Origin of the sequence: Laribacter hongkongensis DSM 14985 (assembly GCF_000423285.1) — a bacterium.
In the GTDB taxonomy this organism is placed as follows: domain Bacteria; phylum Pseudomonadota; class Gammaproteobacteria; order Burkholderiales; family Aquaspirillaceae; genus Laribacter; species Laribacter hongkongensis.
Window position 1 is genome coordinate 53466 of record NZ_AUHR01000001.1, and the last position, 14514, is coordinate 67979.

The window sequence follows — 14514 nt, forward strand, 5'->3', positions numbered from 1 at the left end:
AGCTTGAAACATGAAATTCATCGACGAAGCCAAGATTGAAGTCGCCGGCGGCAAGGGCGGCAACGGCTCGGCCAGCATGCGCCGCGAAAAATTCGTGCCCAAGGGCGGCCCAGACGGCGGCGACGGCGGCCGCGGCGGCAGCATTGTCGCCATCGCCGACAAGGACATCAACACGCTGGTCGACTACCGCTTCGTCAAGCGCTACCTGGCCCGCCACGGCGAAAACGGCCGTGGAGCGGACTGCTACGGCAAGGGTGCGGACGACGTGATCCTGCGCATGCCGGTCGGCACCGTCATCACCGACCAGGATACCGGCGAACTGGTTGCCGACCTGACGCACGACGGCCAGACCGCCGTGCTGGCCAAGGGCGGCAAGGGCGGCCTTGGCAACATCCACTTCAAGAGCTCGACCAACCGTGCCCCGCGCCAGACCACCAAGGGCGAAGAAGGCGAACAGCGCTCCCTGCGGCTGGAGCTGAAAGTCCTGGCCGACGTGGGCCTGCTCGGCATGCCCAATGCCGGCAAGAGCACCTTCATCAGCAGCGTGTCGGCTGCCCGTCCCAAGATTGCCGACTATCCGTTCACCACCCTGCACCCCAACCTCGGTGTCGTGCGCATCGATGAAAACCAGAGTTTCGTCATCGCCGACATTCCGGGGCTGATCGAGGGGGCAGCCGAAGGGGCCGGACTGGGCCACCGCTTCCTCAAGCACCTGCAACGTACCGGCCTGCTGCTGCACATCGTCGACCTCGCCCCGTTCGACAGCGATGTCGATCCGGTTGCCGAAGCGCACGCCATCATCGAAGAGCTGCGCAAGTACGACGAATCACTGTATGCCAAGCCACGCTGGCTGGTGCTCAACAAGCTCGACATGATTCCCGAAGACGAGCGCGAACAACGGGTGGCGGATTTCCTGTCCCGCTTCGGCGTCGACTTCACCGTCGACCCGCTGGCCAACTACGACCCGATGCAGCCGCGCCTGTTCCGCATCTCCGCCCTGACCGGCGAGGGAACGCGCGAGCTGTGCTACGCCGTGATGGAGCACATCCGCTTCATCCGCGAAGCCGAACGCACCGAGGCCGAAGCGGCTGCCCTGCTCGCCCCTTACAATCCGGCGACGGAATGATTGCTGGCTGGCAGCTTCAGGGCAGCCAGAACCGGCCGATGCCATTACACTCGCGTCTGGCATCGGCCTGATGCCACTCCTCCCTCTGTGCACAAAGGAATGAACCGATGAATGCAGCCAAGAAAATCCGCAAGCTGATCGAAAACGGCACGGACGCCGAACAGATCGCCGTGCTGACCGAGCTGGCCCGGGCGCTTGAATTTGGCCGCGATTTCAATCTGGCACGCCTCTACGACATCGACCAGCGCTACTTCGAGCTGGCGGTCGAGCTGATCAACGACTGGCGCTTCGACCACCACATCGGCGCCCGCAGCCGGCTTACCACCCTGCTGGTGTCCGGCGAGCCGGCTCCGGCCGAGGCTGCCGTTCCGCCGGTCGACAGCACGCCGGCAACCGGCACCGTGCCGGCCGAGGCCGCTCCGGCCAGTGACACCCCGGCTGCCGAACCGGCTCCGGCGGCCCGCAAGCGCAAGCGCAGCTAAGCCCATGCGTGGCAGAATGCCGGTTTGCTGAACCCGCCGGCCTGCCCGCTTGCATGACTGCTGCCTCCGACTCCCCGCCGCTGCACTGGACACGCGCGATCTTTTCGCGCCACATGCTGATCTGCGTCTTTACCGGCTTTGCCTCCGGACTGCCGCTTTATTTCCTGCTCAACCTGGTGCCGGCATGGCTGCGTACCGAGGGCGTCGACCTCAAGGCCATCGGCCTGTTCGCGCTGATCCAGCTGCCCTATACGTGGAAGTTTGTCTGGTCGCCGGTACTGGACCGTTTCCGCCTGCCGTGGCTGGGCCGGCGACGCGGCTGGATGGCTGCCACCCAGCTGGCACTGGTTGCCACGCTGGCCGGCTTTGCCCTGTTCAACCCGGCGCTGGACCTGCCGCAGATCGCCGCCCTGGCGGCCTGCGTGGCCTTCTGCTCGGCCAGCCAGGACATCGTGCTGGATGCTTACCGGCGCGAACTGCTGACGGATGCCGAGCTGGGACTGGGCAACTCGATCCACATCAATGCCTACCGGCTGGCCAGCCTGATTCCCGGCTCGCTGTCGCTGATCCTCGCCGACTACCTGCCGTGGTCCACCGTGTTCGGCATCACCGCGCTCTTCATGCTGCCGGGGCTGCTGATGACCCTGGTGGTCAGTGAGCCGAAGCTCTACGGCAGCGCTCCCAGAACCCTGCGCGAGGCGGTGGTCGAGCCGTTCCACGAATTCATCCACCGCGCCGGCTGGCGCGAGGCGCTCTGCATCCTCGCCTTCATTTTCCTCTACAAGCTCGGCGACAGCATGGCCACCGCGCTGGCCACGCCGTTTTACCTCGATACCGGGTTTTCCAAGTCCGACATCGGCCTGATCGCCAAACATGCCGGATTGTGGCCGGCCGTGGCCGGCGGGCTGCTGGGCGGCATCTGGATGCTCAAGCTCGGCATCAACCGCGCCCTGTGGGTGTTCGGCGTGGTGCAGCTCGTTACCATCCTCGGCTTTGTCTGGCTCGACCAGACCGGACCGGACAAGCTGGTGCTGGCCGCCGTGATCGGCGCCGAGGCGCTGGGCGTAGGACTGGGCAGTGCGGCCTTCATCGCCTTCATCGCCCGCTCGACCGACCCGCGCTACACCGCCACCCAGTTTGCCCTCTTCACCAGCCTCGCCGCCGTACCGCGCACCGTCATCAATGCCGGCACCGGCTATCTGGTCGAAGCACTGGGCTGGACGCCGTTTTTCCTGCTGTGCACGCTGCTGGCCATACCGGGCATGCTGCTGCTGCTGAAAGTGGCACCCTGGGGCGACGATCCGGCGCCGGCTCGTCCATAATGCCGGCGTTAACCGCTCTCCGTACCCGTTGTTGCCATGGCTGCCAAACCTCCCGTCACCCAGGCCATCCGCGTCCTGCGCCAGCATGACGTGCAGTGGACCGACCACCTGTATGCCTACGAAGAAAAAGGCGGTACGCGGGTATCTGCCCGCGAGCTGGGCGTGGATGAACACGCGGTGATCAAGACGCTGGTCATGCAGGACGACAACCGGCAACCGCTGGTCGTGCTCATGCACGGCGACTGCGAAGTCTCCACCCGCAACCTCGCCCGCCAGATCGGCGTCCGCCACATCGAGCCCTGCCCGCCGGCCGTGGCCGACCGGCATTCGGGCTACCAGGTCGGTGGCACCAGCCCGTTCGGCACCCGTCACGCCATGCCGGTGTACATGGAAGCCAGCATTGCCGGCCTGCCGCGCATCTACGTCAACGGCGGCAAGAAGGGCTATCTGGTCGGACTGGCGCCGGCTGACCTCATCCGCGTGCTGTCGCCCCGGCTGGTGGACATTGCCGTCCCGCACAACCCGGACTGAACCGGCACTAGGCAGCCGGCCGGCGCGGGCGCAGGCTGTAGCGCAGGCGCACGATGAAGCCATAGCCCAGCGCCAGGAAACCCGCCATGCCCAGCGCCATGTGCAGGGGCGCATCCCACAGCAGCGGGGCAATCACCCCGGCCACCACACTGGCAAACAGCGTCTGCACAAAGCCTTGCAGTGACGACACCGTACCGCGCAGTTCGGGAAACAGGTCGAGGATGAACAGCGTGATCGACGGCGCCGCCAGCGACATGCCGGTGGTGTAGAGCCCGAGCGGCAATACGCTCCACGGTACGGCCGGCGGCAGCCACAGGCAGACCAGCAGGTTGGCCGCCGCTGCCAGCGCCATCATCACGTAGGCCATGCGCACCAGTTCGCGGGCCGAACGGCGGCCCGCCAGCGTGCCCGACAGCCACGCTCCGAGCATGATGCCGCCGACCGCCGGCCCGAACAGCCACAGGAAATCGTTGTGCCCCAGCCCGAGATGGCGCATCAGGAACACCGGGGCGGCCGGGATGTACAGGAAAAAACCGGCAAAGTTGAACGTCACCGCTGCCGCCAGCCAGCGGAATTCCGGCTGTCGGACCACCTGCCAGTAATTGCGCAGCAGCATGCGCGGCGCCAGCGAACTGCGGCGCTCGCGGGCATGGGTTTCCGGCAGCCAGCGCCAGCACAGCACGAACAGCACCAGCCCTACCAGCGCCATGAAGGCAAAGATCGACCGCCAGCCGAACGCACCGTACAGCCAGCCACCAATGACCGGTGCCAGCGCCGGCGACAGCGAAAACAGCATGGTGACCTGCGACATCAGCCGCTGGGCATCGTGGCCGTCAAAGGTGTCGCGGATGATGGCACGGCCGACAATCAGTCCGGCACCGCCGCACACGCCCTGCAAGGCCCGGAACAGCAGCAACTGCCCCAGCGACTGCGCCAGCATGCAGCCGATCGAGGCACAGGCAAACAGCCCGGTCGCCACCATCAGCACCGGCCGCCGGCCCATGGCATCGGAGATCGATCCGTGCCACAGCATCATGCCGCCGTAGAAAAAAAGGTAAACCGACAATGCCTGCTGCATTTCCAGCGGACTGGCCTCCAGGGCCGTGCCGATGGCGCCCATGGCCGGCAGGAAAGTGTCGATGGAAAACGGTCCCAGCGTCGACAACGCTGCCAGCATCAGGGCCAGGCCGGGCACTACGGTTCGGGTCATCGGAAGTCTGCCGCCAGCGAGGAGGCCGTCCATGCCAGCAGAATCTGGCGTTGCGCCTCTGCCTGGCATCGGCCAGAATGAATCGCTGATGATTCTACCCGGTTTACCCATGACAGCCGTAACGGTGTATCACAATCCCCGCTGCTCCAAATCGCGCGAAGCCCTGCGCCTGCTGGAGGAGGCCGGCGTCACGCCGGTCGTTGTCGACTACCAGAAAACCCCGCTGACCGAAGCCGGTCTCGTGCAGGTCCTGCGCCGGCTGGGATGCGAGGCCCGCGACATCATGCGCCGTGACGAGCCGGAATACCGCGAGCTGTTCCTTGATGACGTGACGCTGAGCGAGGCCCACCTGCTGGGTGCCATCGTCGAACACCCGCGCCTCTTGCAGCGCCCGATCGTGGTGGCGGGAGACCGGGCCGTGATCGCCCGCCCGCCATCCCTGGCTCTGGAGCTGGTCGGACTGGCCGCACGCCCCGAACCGGCCTGACGCTCCGGACAGGCAGGATAGCCGGTCCGGCACGCCGGACGTACCCCGCCAGAGCTGCGCCGCCTAAGCGCCGGATGCCTGTCCCAGCTGGCGCGCCAGCCGCGCCAGCCGCCTGCCTTGGGCAATCGCCAGCTGTTTTTCCTCGTCACTGATGGCCTGCCGGCCATCGTTGCCGGCCCAGTGGCTGACGCCGTAAGGCGTGCCGCCGGAACGGGTGGCCGACAGTGCCGGCTCGGTATACGGCAGCCCCATCAGCAGCACGCCGTGATGCAGCAGCGGCAGCATCATCGACAGCAGGGTGGATTCCTGTCCGCCGTGCAGGCTGCCGGTGCTGGTAAACACGCAGGCGGGCTTGCCGGCCAGGCTGCCGGCAAGCCATTCGGGCGAGGTACCGTCCCAGAAATACTTCATGGCGCTGGCCATGTTGCCAAAGCGGGTGGGACTGCCCACCGCCAGCCCGTGGCAGTCGCGCAGGTCCTGCAGTTCCACGTAGGGTGCGCCGCTGCCGGGCACCCCGGGGGCCGTGGCTTCGCAGACGGTGGAAACCGGCGGCACGGTGCGCAGCCGCGCATGGCAGCCGTCGACGCTTTCGATGCCGCGGGCAATCAGTCGCGCCAGGTCACGGGTCGCGCCGTGCCGGCTGTAGAACAACACCAGGATTTCGGTCATGTCGGCCTTTCATGTGCCCGCCCCGGAGGCCGGGCTAGTGTCTCGGTCAGGGCGCGACCATAATCGCCTCATGACCCATTTCGCAAGCGGGCAATGACATGCTCCGGCTTTCCCGCCTTCCCCTGCCTCCGGTCCTGCAACGCCTGACGGGATTCAGCCTGTTCGTCTGGCGCCGGGCCATGCAGAACCGCTGCCTTCAGGTGGCGGCCAGCCTGACCTTCACTACCCTGCTGTCGCTGGTGCCCTTGATCACCATCACCCTGATCGTGGTGGCGGCGTTTCCGGTATTCGAAGAGCTGTCGAGCCAGTTCAAGGAATTCCTGCTGCGCAACCTGGTACCGGACTTTGCCGGGCGCATCATTTCGGTCTACCTCAAGCAGTTCACCGACAATGCCGGCCGGCTGACGGCAGTCGGCCTCGCCCTGCTGGCCTTTACCTCGCTGTCGCTGATGCTGACCATCGACCGGACCTTCAACGCCATCTGGCAGGTCCAGCGCCCGCGCAAGCTGCTGCACAACATGCTGGTGTACTGGACGGTGCTGACACTGGGGCCGCTGCTGCTGGGTGTCGGCATTTCCGGTTCGGCGTGGATCCTCAACTGGAGCGGACTGGCGCGCACGGCGCCGGGACTGGCCGGCATCATCCAGCACCTCGGCAGCCTGACCCTCGCCACGGTGATGCTGACCGTGCTGTACGGGCTGGTGCCCAATTGCTACGTGCCGCGCTGGCACGCCCTCATCGGCGGCGCCCTGACGGCCCTGACGCTGGGTGTGGCGCAGGCCGGCTTCGGCCTGTACGTCGAGATTTCCCGCACCTACCAGTTCATCTACGGTGCCTTTGCCACCTTCCCGTTCCTGCTGATCTGGCTGCAACTGATGTGGCTGACCGTACTGATCGGGGCGGAACTGACAGCGTCGCTCAGCTACTGGAAAGGTGATGTCTGGCGCCGTGAAGGCGATTCGCAGCGCCGTTTCTGCGATGCCCTCGACACCCTGGTCCGCCTGAGCCAGGCACAGGTGCACGGGCGGGCACTGGGTCAGGCCGACCTGCGCCACCATATCGACACCGGCTACGACGAGATCGGCCGCATCCTCGATGAACTGGCGCGGCTGGGACTGGTGCAGCGCAGCGCCGAAGGGCTGTGGGCCCTGCTGTACCGCCCGGAGTCGGTATCCCTGCTGCGGCTCTGGCACCACTTCGTACTGGACCTCAACGCCAGTCCTGCCGACGATGCCATCAGCCACTCGCTGACCGAACTCGTGCGGCCGCTGGAAGCGGGGCTGGACATCAGCCTGGCGGAATTCCTGCGCCGTTATCCGCCGGCAGGCCCGGCCGTCACGCTGCCGGCGGTTCCTCGGCCAGGCTGATGCCCATTTCCAGGAGGACGGCCCGGGCTACCCGGAAACCCTCCACGGCAGCCGGTGCTCCGGCATACACACCGGCGTGCAGCAGCACTTCGCGGATCTCGACCCAGCCGGCCCCGTTGTTGACGGCTCCGCGGACATGGCCGCGCAGTTCGTGGCTGCGCCCCAGTGCGGCCAGCATGGCAATCGTCACGAGGCTGCGGGTCCGCAGGTCGATGCCGTCGCGCTGCCAGGTGCTGCCCCAGGCGTGGGCGGTCACCCATTGCTGCAATGGCAGGTTGAATGCGTCCACGTCCTGCAAGGCCTGGTCGACGAATCCGGTACCCATGACTTCAGTGCGCCGGGCCAGCCCGGCAGGGTCGAGTTTCATGTCCATGTGTGGATTCCTAGCGTCCGCGGGTGGACAGGCCGACGCCGGCGAGGATGCCGGCAATGCCCAGCGCATGATAGAGGTAAAACGCCTCGCCGAGGAACGCGACTGACAGCAGTGCGCCAAAGGCCGGCATCAGGTGGATGAACATGGCGGCCCGCGCCGGGCCGATGGCGCCCACCCCGAGGTTGAAGAAAAAATACGCTGCCACGGACGGCAGGGTGCCGACGTAGGCAAATGTCGCCAGCGTCGCCGCATTCAGCTCGAACGTCCGGCCACCGGCGTGCTCCCAGGCATACAGCGGCGCAATGATCAGCACCCCCAGCCCGACCAGTACGCCCAGCAGCCCCAGCCGGTCAATGCGGCTGTCCACTTCCTTGATGGCCAGTGTGTAAACCGCCCAGAACACCATGGCGACAAACACGATCAGGTCGCCGCGGTTGAGGTCAAGCCCGGCCAGCCGCTCCCACTCGCCCCGGGAGATGATCAGGAGCACGCCGGCAAACGACAGCATCAGCCCGGCTATCTGCCGGCCGTGCAGTCCCTGGCGGAAGAACAGCGCGCCAAAGGCCACGGTCAGGATCGGAATGAACGAATTGAGCAGGACGGCATTGGTGGCGGTGGTGAACTGCACGCCGGTGTACACCAGCGAGTTGAACCCGGCAACGCCCAGGGCCGCCAGCAACAGCAGGCGTCCCCGCTGCTCCCACAGCAGCCGGCGGTCACGCCAGGCCCGCGGCAGGGCAAACGGCGCCAGCAGGACAAAGGCGATCAGCCAGCGGCCAAACGACAGCGCCATGGGCGGCAGGGCGGCATGCATGGCACGCGCCAATACGAAATTTCCCGACCAGAACAGCGAGGTCAGGGTGAGCAGCAGGCAGGCAACGATAAAGGGACGAGACTTCATGCAGGTGATCATGCCAAACTGTCATACGCTTGACCATGAAGTTTATTCCAAACATATAAAATGCTACGCAAGTCATTCATTTTTCACGGCCAGAGTTCGTCATTCAGCCGCCCGCGCGATGGTGCAGGTTTCTGGTTCTGGCAATTGACCGGGCTCACCCTCCTGGGGGTGGGCAGCTTCCTGCTCTGGCAGGACAACCGGCTGGACCAGTGGCTGGCCGGTCTGGCCTATGCGCCGGAACTCGGCCGCTTTCCGCTCAAGGACAGCATCTGGCTGGAACGCCTGGGACACACCTGGCTCAAGAACCTGATCTACGTCGGCGTGCTGGTCACGCTGGTCGTGGCATTGCGGCCCGGCACGCTGCTGTTCCGCCGCCGCCAGGCCTGGCTGGCACTGGCCGGCATGGCGCTGGCAACATTGGTCGTGTCCTGGCTCAAGCGCAACAGCATTCACCATTGCCCGTGGGACATCAGCGAGTACGGCGGCTTTGCCCCCATCCTGCCGCTGTTTGCCGGCCTGCCGGACGGCATCGCTCCCGGACGCTGCTTTCCTGGCGGCCATGCCTCGGTCGGCTTCGGCATGCTGTCGTACGCCTTTGCCGCCCATGCCGGCGGCAGCCGCCATACCTTCTGGATCACTACCGGCGTACTGGCGACCGGCGTGTTTGCCAGCACGGTGCAGATGCTGCGCGGGGCGCATTTCCTCAGCCACCAGCTCTGGACCCTGTGGTGGTGCTGGGCGGTGTGTCTGGCCGTTTACGGCCTGTTCCGCTGGCGCAGCTGGATCTGAAACAAAGCGGTCAAGGACCTGGCTGCCATCAGCCGGGGTCGCCCACCAGCCATTCCAGCGGGTCGATTCCGAGCCGGGCACCGTCCTCGTGCCCGCAGATGGCGTCGCCACCGCCGCTGCCCAGCGGGCGTGACAGGTCCAGCCGGTAGGGCGTCATCCGTCCGCGCTTCGGGTCGGCGATCACCTTCACCACGGGAGTCAGCAGATTGCTGCTGTCGTGCTCGATCACGACTGCCAGCCGCCCGCTTTCAAGCCGTACGAGGCTGCCGACCGGATAAATGCCGATGGTGCGCAGGAACACGCCGACCAGCGGACGGCTGAAATAAAAGCGCGACCACTCGTAAATGCGCCGCAGTGCTTCGGTCGGTGCCATGCCCCGGTGGTAGCAGCGGTCCGAGGTCAGGGCATCGTAGACGTCGACAATCGCCGCCATCTGGCCAAAGCGTGAAATCCGGTCACCGGCTGCACCCTGTGGATAGCCGCTGCCGTCGTGCCGCTCATGGTGTTCGCCGGCGATGCGGATCACGATCGGATCAATGCACGGCATGGTTTCCAGGATGCCGATACCTTCATCGACGTGCGTCTGCATGATGGCGTACTCGGCATCGCTCAGGCGGCCGGGCTTGGTCAGGATCTCTCCGGGAATGCGCATCTTGCCTACGTCGTGCAGCATGCCGCCCATGCCGACCGTATGCAGGATGCGGGCATCCGGGTTTTCCAGCTGGCAGAAATTGATCAGGAGCGCGCTGACGCCAATGCAGTGACGGTAGGTGTAGTTGTCCTTGTCACGGATGCGGCTGAGCGACAGCAAAGCCCCCGGATTGCGCAGGATGGAGCCGGCCACCTCGCTGACCGCCTCGTCCAGCGCATCCAGCACCAGGGGCTGTCCCTGCCGGACGCCGGACAGGGTATCGGTCACGATGTGCTGGGTTTCGCGGAAGATGCGGCTGGCTGTCTCCCATTCTTCGGCCAGTGCCACCCGGTTGGGTACGGCCACGCTGTTGCGTGCCAGCTGGACCAGCTCCTGCTCGTGACGGCGGATTTCTTCCTGCCGGGTCGGCGCATGGGGACAGTCCAGCCCGAGGCGGGTGTCGATGTCCACCTCCTGGATGCCGTGCGCCACGATGCTGGCAATCTGGCTGTCCTGCCGCAGCAGGAAACGGGAACGCAGGAACGGATGATCGAGCCAGTCACAGTTGAGGTCGCAGACAAACATGCCTACCCGCAGGTCCTGAGTCCGAATCCGTTTGATCATGCATCCTCCGTCATTGCGTTCCGCACCCTTGCGAAACGCATACGCCATTGACCTTTCATGAGAAAACAAAATCCGGCCAACTGCAAGTGCCTCAGTGCGCGGCGCCCCAGTTGGCTCCGCTGCCGACCTCGGCCACCAGCGGCACCGCCAGTCCGGCCACGGCGGCCATTTCCTGCGGCAGCGCCGCGCACACCCGCTCGCGCTCGGCCTCCGGCACCTCCAGCACCAGTTCATCGTGCACCTGCATGATCAGCCGGCTGGCCAGCTGCTCGCGTTGCAGCCAGTCGGCCACGCGGATCATGGCAAGCTTGATGAGATCAGCCGCCGTACCCTGCATCGGCGCATTGATGGCCGCGCGTTCAGCGCCGGCACGGCGGGCAGCGTTGCTGGAGCGGATTTCCGGCAGGTAGAGCCGGCGGCCGAATACCGTTTCGACCCAGCCCTGCTCGCGCGCGGCTTCACGGGTGCGTTGCATGTAGTCCTGCACGCCGGGGTAGCGGGCAAAGTAGCGTTCGATAAAGGTCTGCGCTGCCTTGTTGTCGATTTCCAGGCTCTTGGCCAGACCAAAGGCGCTCATGCCGTAGATCAGGCCGAAGTTGATGGTCTTGGCATAGCGGCGCTGCTCGGCGCTGACGGCCTCCAGCGGCACGCCGAACACCTCGCTGGCGGTGGCGCGGTGGATGTCGCGTCCCTCGCGGAAGGCGGCGATCAGCCCGGCATCGCCGGACAGATGTGCCATGATGCGCAGCTCGATCTGCGAATAGTCGGCCGACACGATGCAGCTGCCCGCCGGCGCCACGAAGGCCTCGCGCACCCGGCGCCCTTCGTCGGTGCGGATGGGGATGTTCTGCAGGTTGGGATCGCTGGACGCCAGCCGGCCGGTCACCACTGAGGCCTGCGAATAGTGCGTGTGCACCCGGCCGGTGTCCGGGTTGATCATCGCCGGCAGCTTGTCGGTATAGGTGGACTTGAGCTTGGCCAGCCCGCGGTAGCGCAGCAGCGCTTTGGGCAGCGGGTAATCCTCGGCCAGCTTTTCCAGCACCGATTCGTCGGTCGAATAGCCGCCGCTGGCGGTTTTCTTCACGCCCTTGGTGTCGATGGCCAGCTTGTTGAACAGGATGTCGGACAGCTGTTTGGGCGAATTGAGGTTGAAGGGCTGGCCGGCCAGTTCGTAGACCTCGGCCTCGATCGCCAGCATTTCCTCGCCCAGCACCTGGCTCTGCCGCGCCAGTTCGGCGCGGTCGATCAGCACGCCGGTGCGCTCCATGGCAAACAGCACCGCCGCCGTCGGCAGCTCGATGCTGCGGTAGAGCGTGTCGCGCGCGCCGTCCAGCTTGCCGGCCAGCACGTCACGCAGGCGCAGAGTCACGTCGGCATCTTCGGCGGCGTAGCGGGTGGCGGTGTCGAGATCGACTTCGGCAAAGCCGATCTGGCGTGCGCCCTTGCCGCAGATGTCTTCGTACTTGATGGTAGTTAGCCCCAGCTCGCGCTCGGCCATGGCGTCCATGTTGTGGCGCTCGTGGCTGGCCAGCACGTAATCCATCAGCATGGTGTCGTCGGCCACCCCCGCCAGCCGGATGCCGTGGTTGGCCAGCACGTGGCGGTCGTAATTGGCGTTTTGCAGCACTTTGGCCGCCGCCGGGTTTTCCAGCCACGGCTTGAGTTGCGCCAGCACGCGGTCCCGGTCGAGCTGGGTTTCGACACCGGGGGCGACATGCGCCAGCGGCACGTAGGCGGCCTCGCCCGGCGTGACGGCAAAACTGACCCCGACAATGCGCGCCTGCATCGGGTCGAGGCTGTCGGTTTCGGTATCGAAGGCGGCGCGCGGCGCCGCGGCCAGCCGCGCCAGCCAGTCGGCCAGCGCAGCCTCGGTCAGCACGGTCTGGTAGCGGGCTTCGGCGGTGGGAGTGACCAGCGCAGGCGAAGCCGCTGCGGGAGCGGTGGGCGTGTCAGTTGCGGCCGGGGCGGCAGCGAACAGATCGTCTGCAACGGCCTCCGGACGGGTGGGCGCGACCGGCTCCGTCAGGGCGGTGCCGTCACCGTATTCCTTCAGCCAGGTGCGGAACCCCAGTTCGCGGCACAGTACGCTCATGGCCGGGCGGTCCACCGCCGGGCGCAGCAGGCTGTCGAAGCCCTGCGGCAGTTCGGTGGCGAGATCCACGTCGGTCTTGATGGTGACGAGCTGGCGCGACAGCGGCAGCCACGCCAGCGCGGTGCGCAGGTTCTCGCCCACCTTGCCGCCGACTTCATTGGCCTGCGCCATCAGGGTGTCGAGGTCGCCGTAATTTTCCAGCCACTTCACGGCGGTCTTGGGGCCGCACTTGTCGACGCCGGGCACGTTGTCGACCTTGTCGCCGGTGAGGGTCAGGTAATCGATGATGCGTGCCGGCGGCACACCGAACTTGCCGGCCACACCGGCTTCGTCGAGCCATTCTTCGGTCATGGTGTTGACGAGCTTCACCTGCGGGGTGACGAGCTGCGCCATGTCCTTGTCGCCGGTGGAGATCACCACCTGAAAGCCGGCCGCAGCGGCATTTTTCGCCAGCGTGCCGATGACGTCGTCGGCTTCGACGCCGTCGACCATCAGGAGCGGCCAGCCCAGGGCGCGCACGGCGGCATGTACCGGCGCGATCTGCTGGCGCAGGTCGTCGGGCATGGGTGGCCGGTGGGCCTTGTAGGCCGGGTAGAGGTCGTCGCGGAAGGTCTTGCCTTTGGCGTCGAATATGCACGCGCTATAATCGGCTGCCACTTCCCGCTCCAGACGCCGCAACATGTTGATCATGCCGTAGACGGCGCCTGTCGGCGCACCGTCAGGCGAACGCAGATCAGGCATCGCGTGGAATGCGCGATACAGATAGGAAGAGCCGTCGATCAGCAACAGGGTTTTCATCAAGGAATTCCGGCAATGAGCGCGTCAGACAAAATCCCGCCCGCCAGCAACCAGTACGAGGTGATGCAGCGTTTTCGCGCGCGGGAGTCGTGGCATGTGTTGAAAATCATGGCGGAATTTGTCGAGTCCGCCGAAGAACTGCTGGGCATCGAGCCCGCCGTCAGCATTTTTGGCAGCGCGCGCACGGCGCGCGATCACGACGATTATAAGCTGACCGAAGATATTGCCCGCCGCCTTTCCGATGCCGGTTTTGCGGTGATTTCCGGTGGCGGACCCGGCATCATGGAAGCGGCCAACAAAGGGGCTTTTTACGGTCCGGCGCCCTCGGTCGGCCTCAACATCGAATTGCCGCACGAACAGGTCAACAATCCCTATCAGGACATTTCGCTGAAATTCAGCCACTTTTTCTCGCGCAAGGTGATGTTCGTCAAACATGCCTGTGCTTATGTGGTGATGCCCGGCGGATTTGGTACGCTGGACGAACTGTTCGAGGCCCTGACGCTGGTGCAGACCGGCAAGAGCCGGCGCATTCCGATCATCCTGGTCGGCAGCCGGTTCTGGCAGGGCCTGCTGGACTGGTTTTCCGACCAGCTGGTCGGCCGGGGCTACATCAATCCGGAGGATCTGGACCTGATCTGCCTGACCGACGACCCGGCTGCGGTGGTCAGTGCCATTTTCAACCATTACGAAACGCGCGGGTTCACGGCTTCGCCGGAAGAACGCGAGCGTCTGCTCAATCTCTAACGTCATCCAGGAACGTCCATGCGCCCCTCCCTTCTCGCGCTGTCCCTCGCCGCCCTCGTCGCGCTGCCCGCCGTGGCAGCCCAGCCGGCGCCTGCTGCCGACCCTGCCGGCCTGCCTCCGCCCCCCGTCAACCTGATCGACGACGGCAGCACGGTGGAACCGGACGTGACCATCCGCAAGGACGGCGACAACAGGATCGAGGAATACCGTGTCCACGGCAAACTGTACGCCGTCAAGGTCACGCCGCCGGTCGGACCGGCCTATTACCTCTATGACCCGGACGGTTCCGGTACGCTGCAGCCCTACGACCTGCACGGTGGCGGCAAACTGGTCATCCCGCGCTGGGTGTTGTTCTCGTTCTGATCCGG

General features: G+C 65.8%; 15 protein-coding genes. 9 read left to right on the forward strand and 6 right to left on the reverse strand.

The window, feature by feature from the left end:
- The first annotated feature begins 10 nt into the window (after positions 1-10).
- From obgE to ybaK, 4 genes are all read left to right on the forward strand, one after another.
- Positions 11-1126, forward strand: a complete 1116-nt coding sequence (gene obgE / locus G542_RS0100265) for a GTPase ObgE (protein WP_012698411.1) — start codon at positions 11-13, stop codon at positions 1124-1126.
- Between the two features lie 107 nt (positions 1127-1233).
- Positions 1234-1608, forward strand: coding sequence for a hypothetical protein (locus G542_RS18915; protein ID WP_012698412.1), 375 nt, complete (start codon positions 1234-1236; stop codon positions 1606-1608).
- Positions 1609-1661: 53 nt separating this feature from the next.
- Complete coding sequence (locus G542_RS0100275) at positions 1662-2930, forward strand: AmpG family muropeptide MFS transporter (protein ID WP_012698413.1); 1269 nt, start codon at positions 1662-1664, stop codon at positions 2928-2930.
- Positions 2931-2966: 36 nt separating this feature from the next.
- Positions 2967-3461 (forward strand): Cys-tRNA(Pro) deacylase, encoded by a 495-nt coding sequence (ybaK, locus tag G542_RS0100280; RefSeq protein ID WP_027823094.1) that lies wholly within the window; start codon positions 2967-2969, stop codon positions 3459-3461.
- Between the two features lie 7 nt (positions 3462-3468).
- On the opposite strand, the gene G542_RS0100285 is transcribed toward ybaK, so the two are convergent.
- The gene (locus G542_RS0100285; protein WP_027823095.1) at positions 3469-4671 is read right to left on the reverse strand and encodes a multidrug effflux MFS transporter; all 1203 of its coding nucleotides are present in this window, start codon (positions 4669-4671) and stop codon (positions 3469-3471) included.
- Positions 4672-4702: 31 nt separating this feature from the next.
- Here G542_RS0100285 and arsC point away from each other — a divergent pair, with 31 nt between their 5' ends.
- On the forward strand, positions 4703-5158 hold the full coding sequence (gene arsC, locus G542_RS0100290) for an arsenate reductase (glutaredoxin) (protein WP_012698417.1): 456 nt from the start codon (positions 4703-4705) through the stop codon (positions 5156-5158).
- Positions 5159-5221: 63 nt separating this feature from the next.
- Here the strand turns inward: arsC and wrbA are convergent, their stop codons facing one another.
- On the reverse strand, positions 5222-5827 hold the full coding sequence (gene wrbA, locus G542_RS0100295) for an NAD(P)H:quinone oxidoreductase (RefSeq protein WP_027823097.1): 606 nt from the start codon (positions 5825-5827) through the stop codon (positions 5222-5224).
- A 98-nt stretch (positions 5828-5925) separates the two neighbouring features.
- On the opposite strand from wrbA, the gene G542_RS15430 reads away from it, so the two are divergent.
- Entirely contained in the window at positions 5926-7194 is a 1269-nt protein-coding gene (locus G542_RS15430) for a YihY family inner membrane protein (RefSeq protein WP_051189818.1), read from the forward strand.
- Here the strand turns inward: G542_RS15430 and G542_RS0100305 are convergent.
- The gene (locus G542_RS0100305; RefSeq protein ID WP_027823098.1) at positions 7163-7567 is read right to left on the reverse strand and encodes a carboxymuconolactone decarboxylase family protein; all 405 of its coding nucleotides are present in this window, start codon (positions 7565-7567) and stop codon (positions 7163-7165) included. The genes G542_RS15430 and G542_RS0100305 overlap by 32 nt on opposite strands.
- Positions 7568-7577: 10 nt before the next feature.
- Positions 7578-8468, reverse strand: a complete 891-nt coding sequence (locus tag G542_RS0100310) for a DMT family transporter (protein WP_027823099.1) — start codon at positions 8466-8468, stop codon at positions 7578-7580.
- A gap of 60 nt (positions 8469-8528) precedes the next feature.
- Here G542_RS0100310 and G542_RS15435 point away from each other — a divergent pair, with 60 nt between their 5' ends.
- A complete protein-coding gene (locus G542_RS15435) occupies positions 8529-9257 on the forward strand; it encodes a phosphatase PAP2 family protein (protein ID WP_051189819.1) in 729 nt (242 codons plus the stop codon).
- 28 nt (positions 9258-9285) lie between these two features.
- Here the strand turns inward: G542_RS15435 and G542_RS0100320 are convergent, their stop codons facing one another.
- Both G542_RS0100320 and polA read right to left on the reverse strand, forming a co-directional pair.
- Positions 9286-10512: an HD-GYP domain-containing protein gene (locus tag G542_RS0100320; protein ID WP_027823100.1), complete on the reverse strand. Its 1227-nt coding sequence runs from the start codon at positions 10510-10512 to the stop codon at positions 9286-9288.
- Between the two features lie 91 nt (positions 10513-10603).
- Positions 10604-13402 carry a DNA polymerase I gene (gene polA / locus G542_RS0100325; RefSeq protein ID WP_027823101.1) on the reverse strand — a complete coding sequence of 933 codons (2799 nt, stop codon included), beginning with the start codon at positions 13400-13402 and terminating at the stop codon, positions 10604-10606.
- Positions 13403-13417: 15 nt separating this feature from the next.
- Here polA and G542_RS0100330 point away from each other — a divergent pair, with 15 nt between their 5' ends.
- On the forward strand, positions 13418-14146 hold the full coding sequence (locus tag G542_RS0100330; RefSeq protein ID WP_012698425.1) for an LOG family protein: 729 nt from the start codon (positions 13418-13420) through the stop codon (positions 14144-14146).
- Positions 14147-14164: 18 nt separating this feature from the next.
- Positions 14165-14509 (forward strand): DUF2782 domain-containing protein, encoded by a 345-nt coding sequence (locus tag G542_RS0100335; protein ID WP_012698426.1) that lies wholly within the window; start codon positions 14165-14167, stop codon positions 14507-14509.
- Positions 14510-14514: the final 5 nt, after the last annotated feature.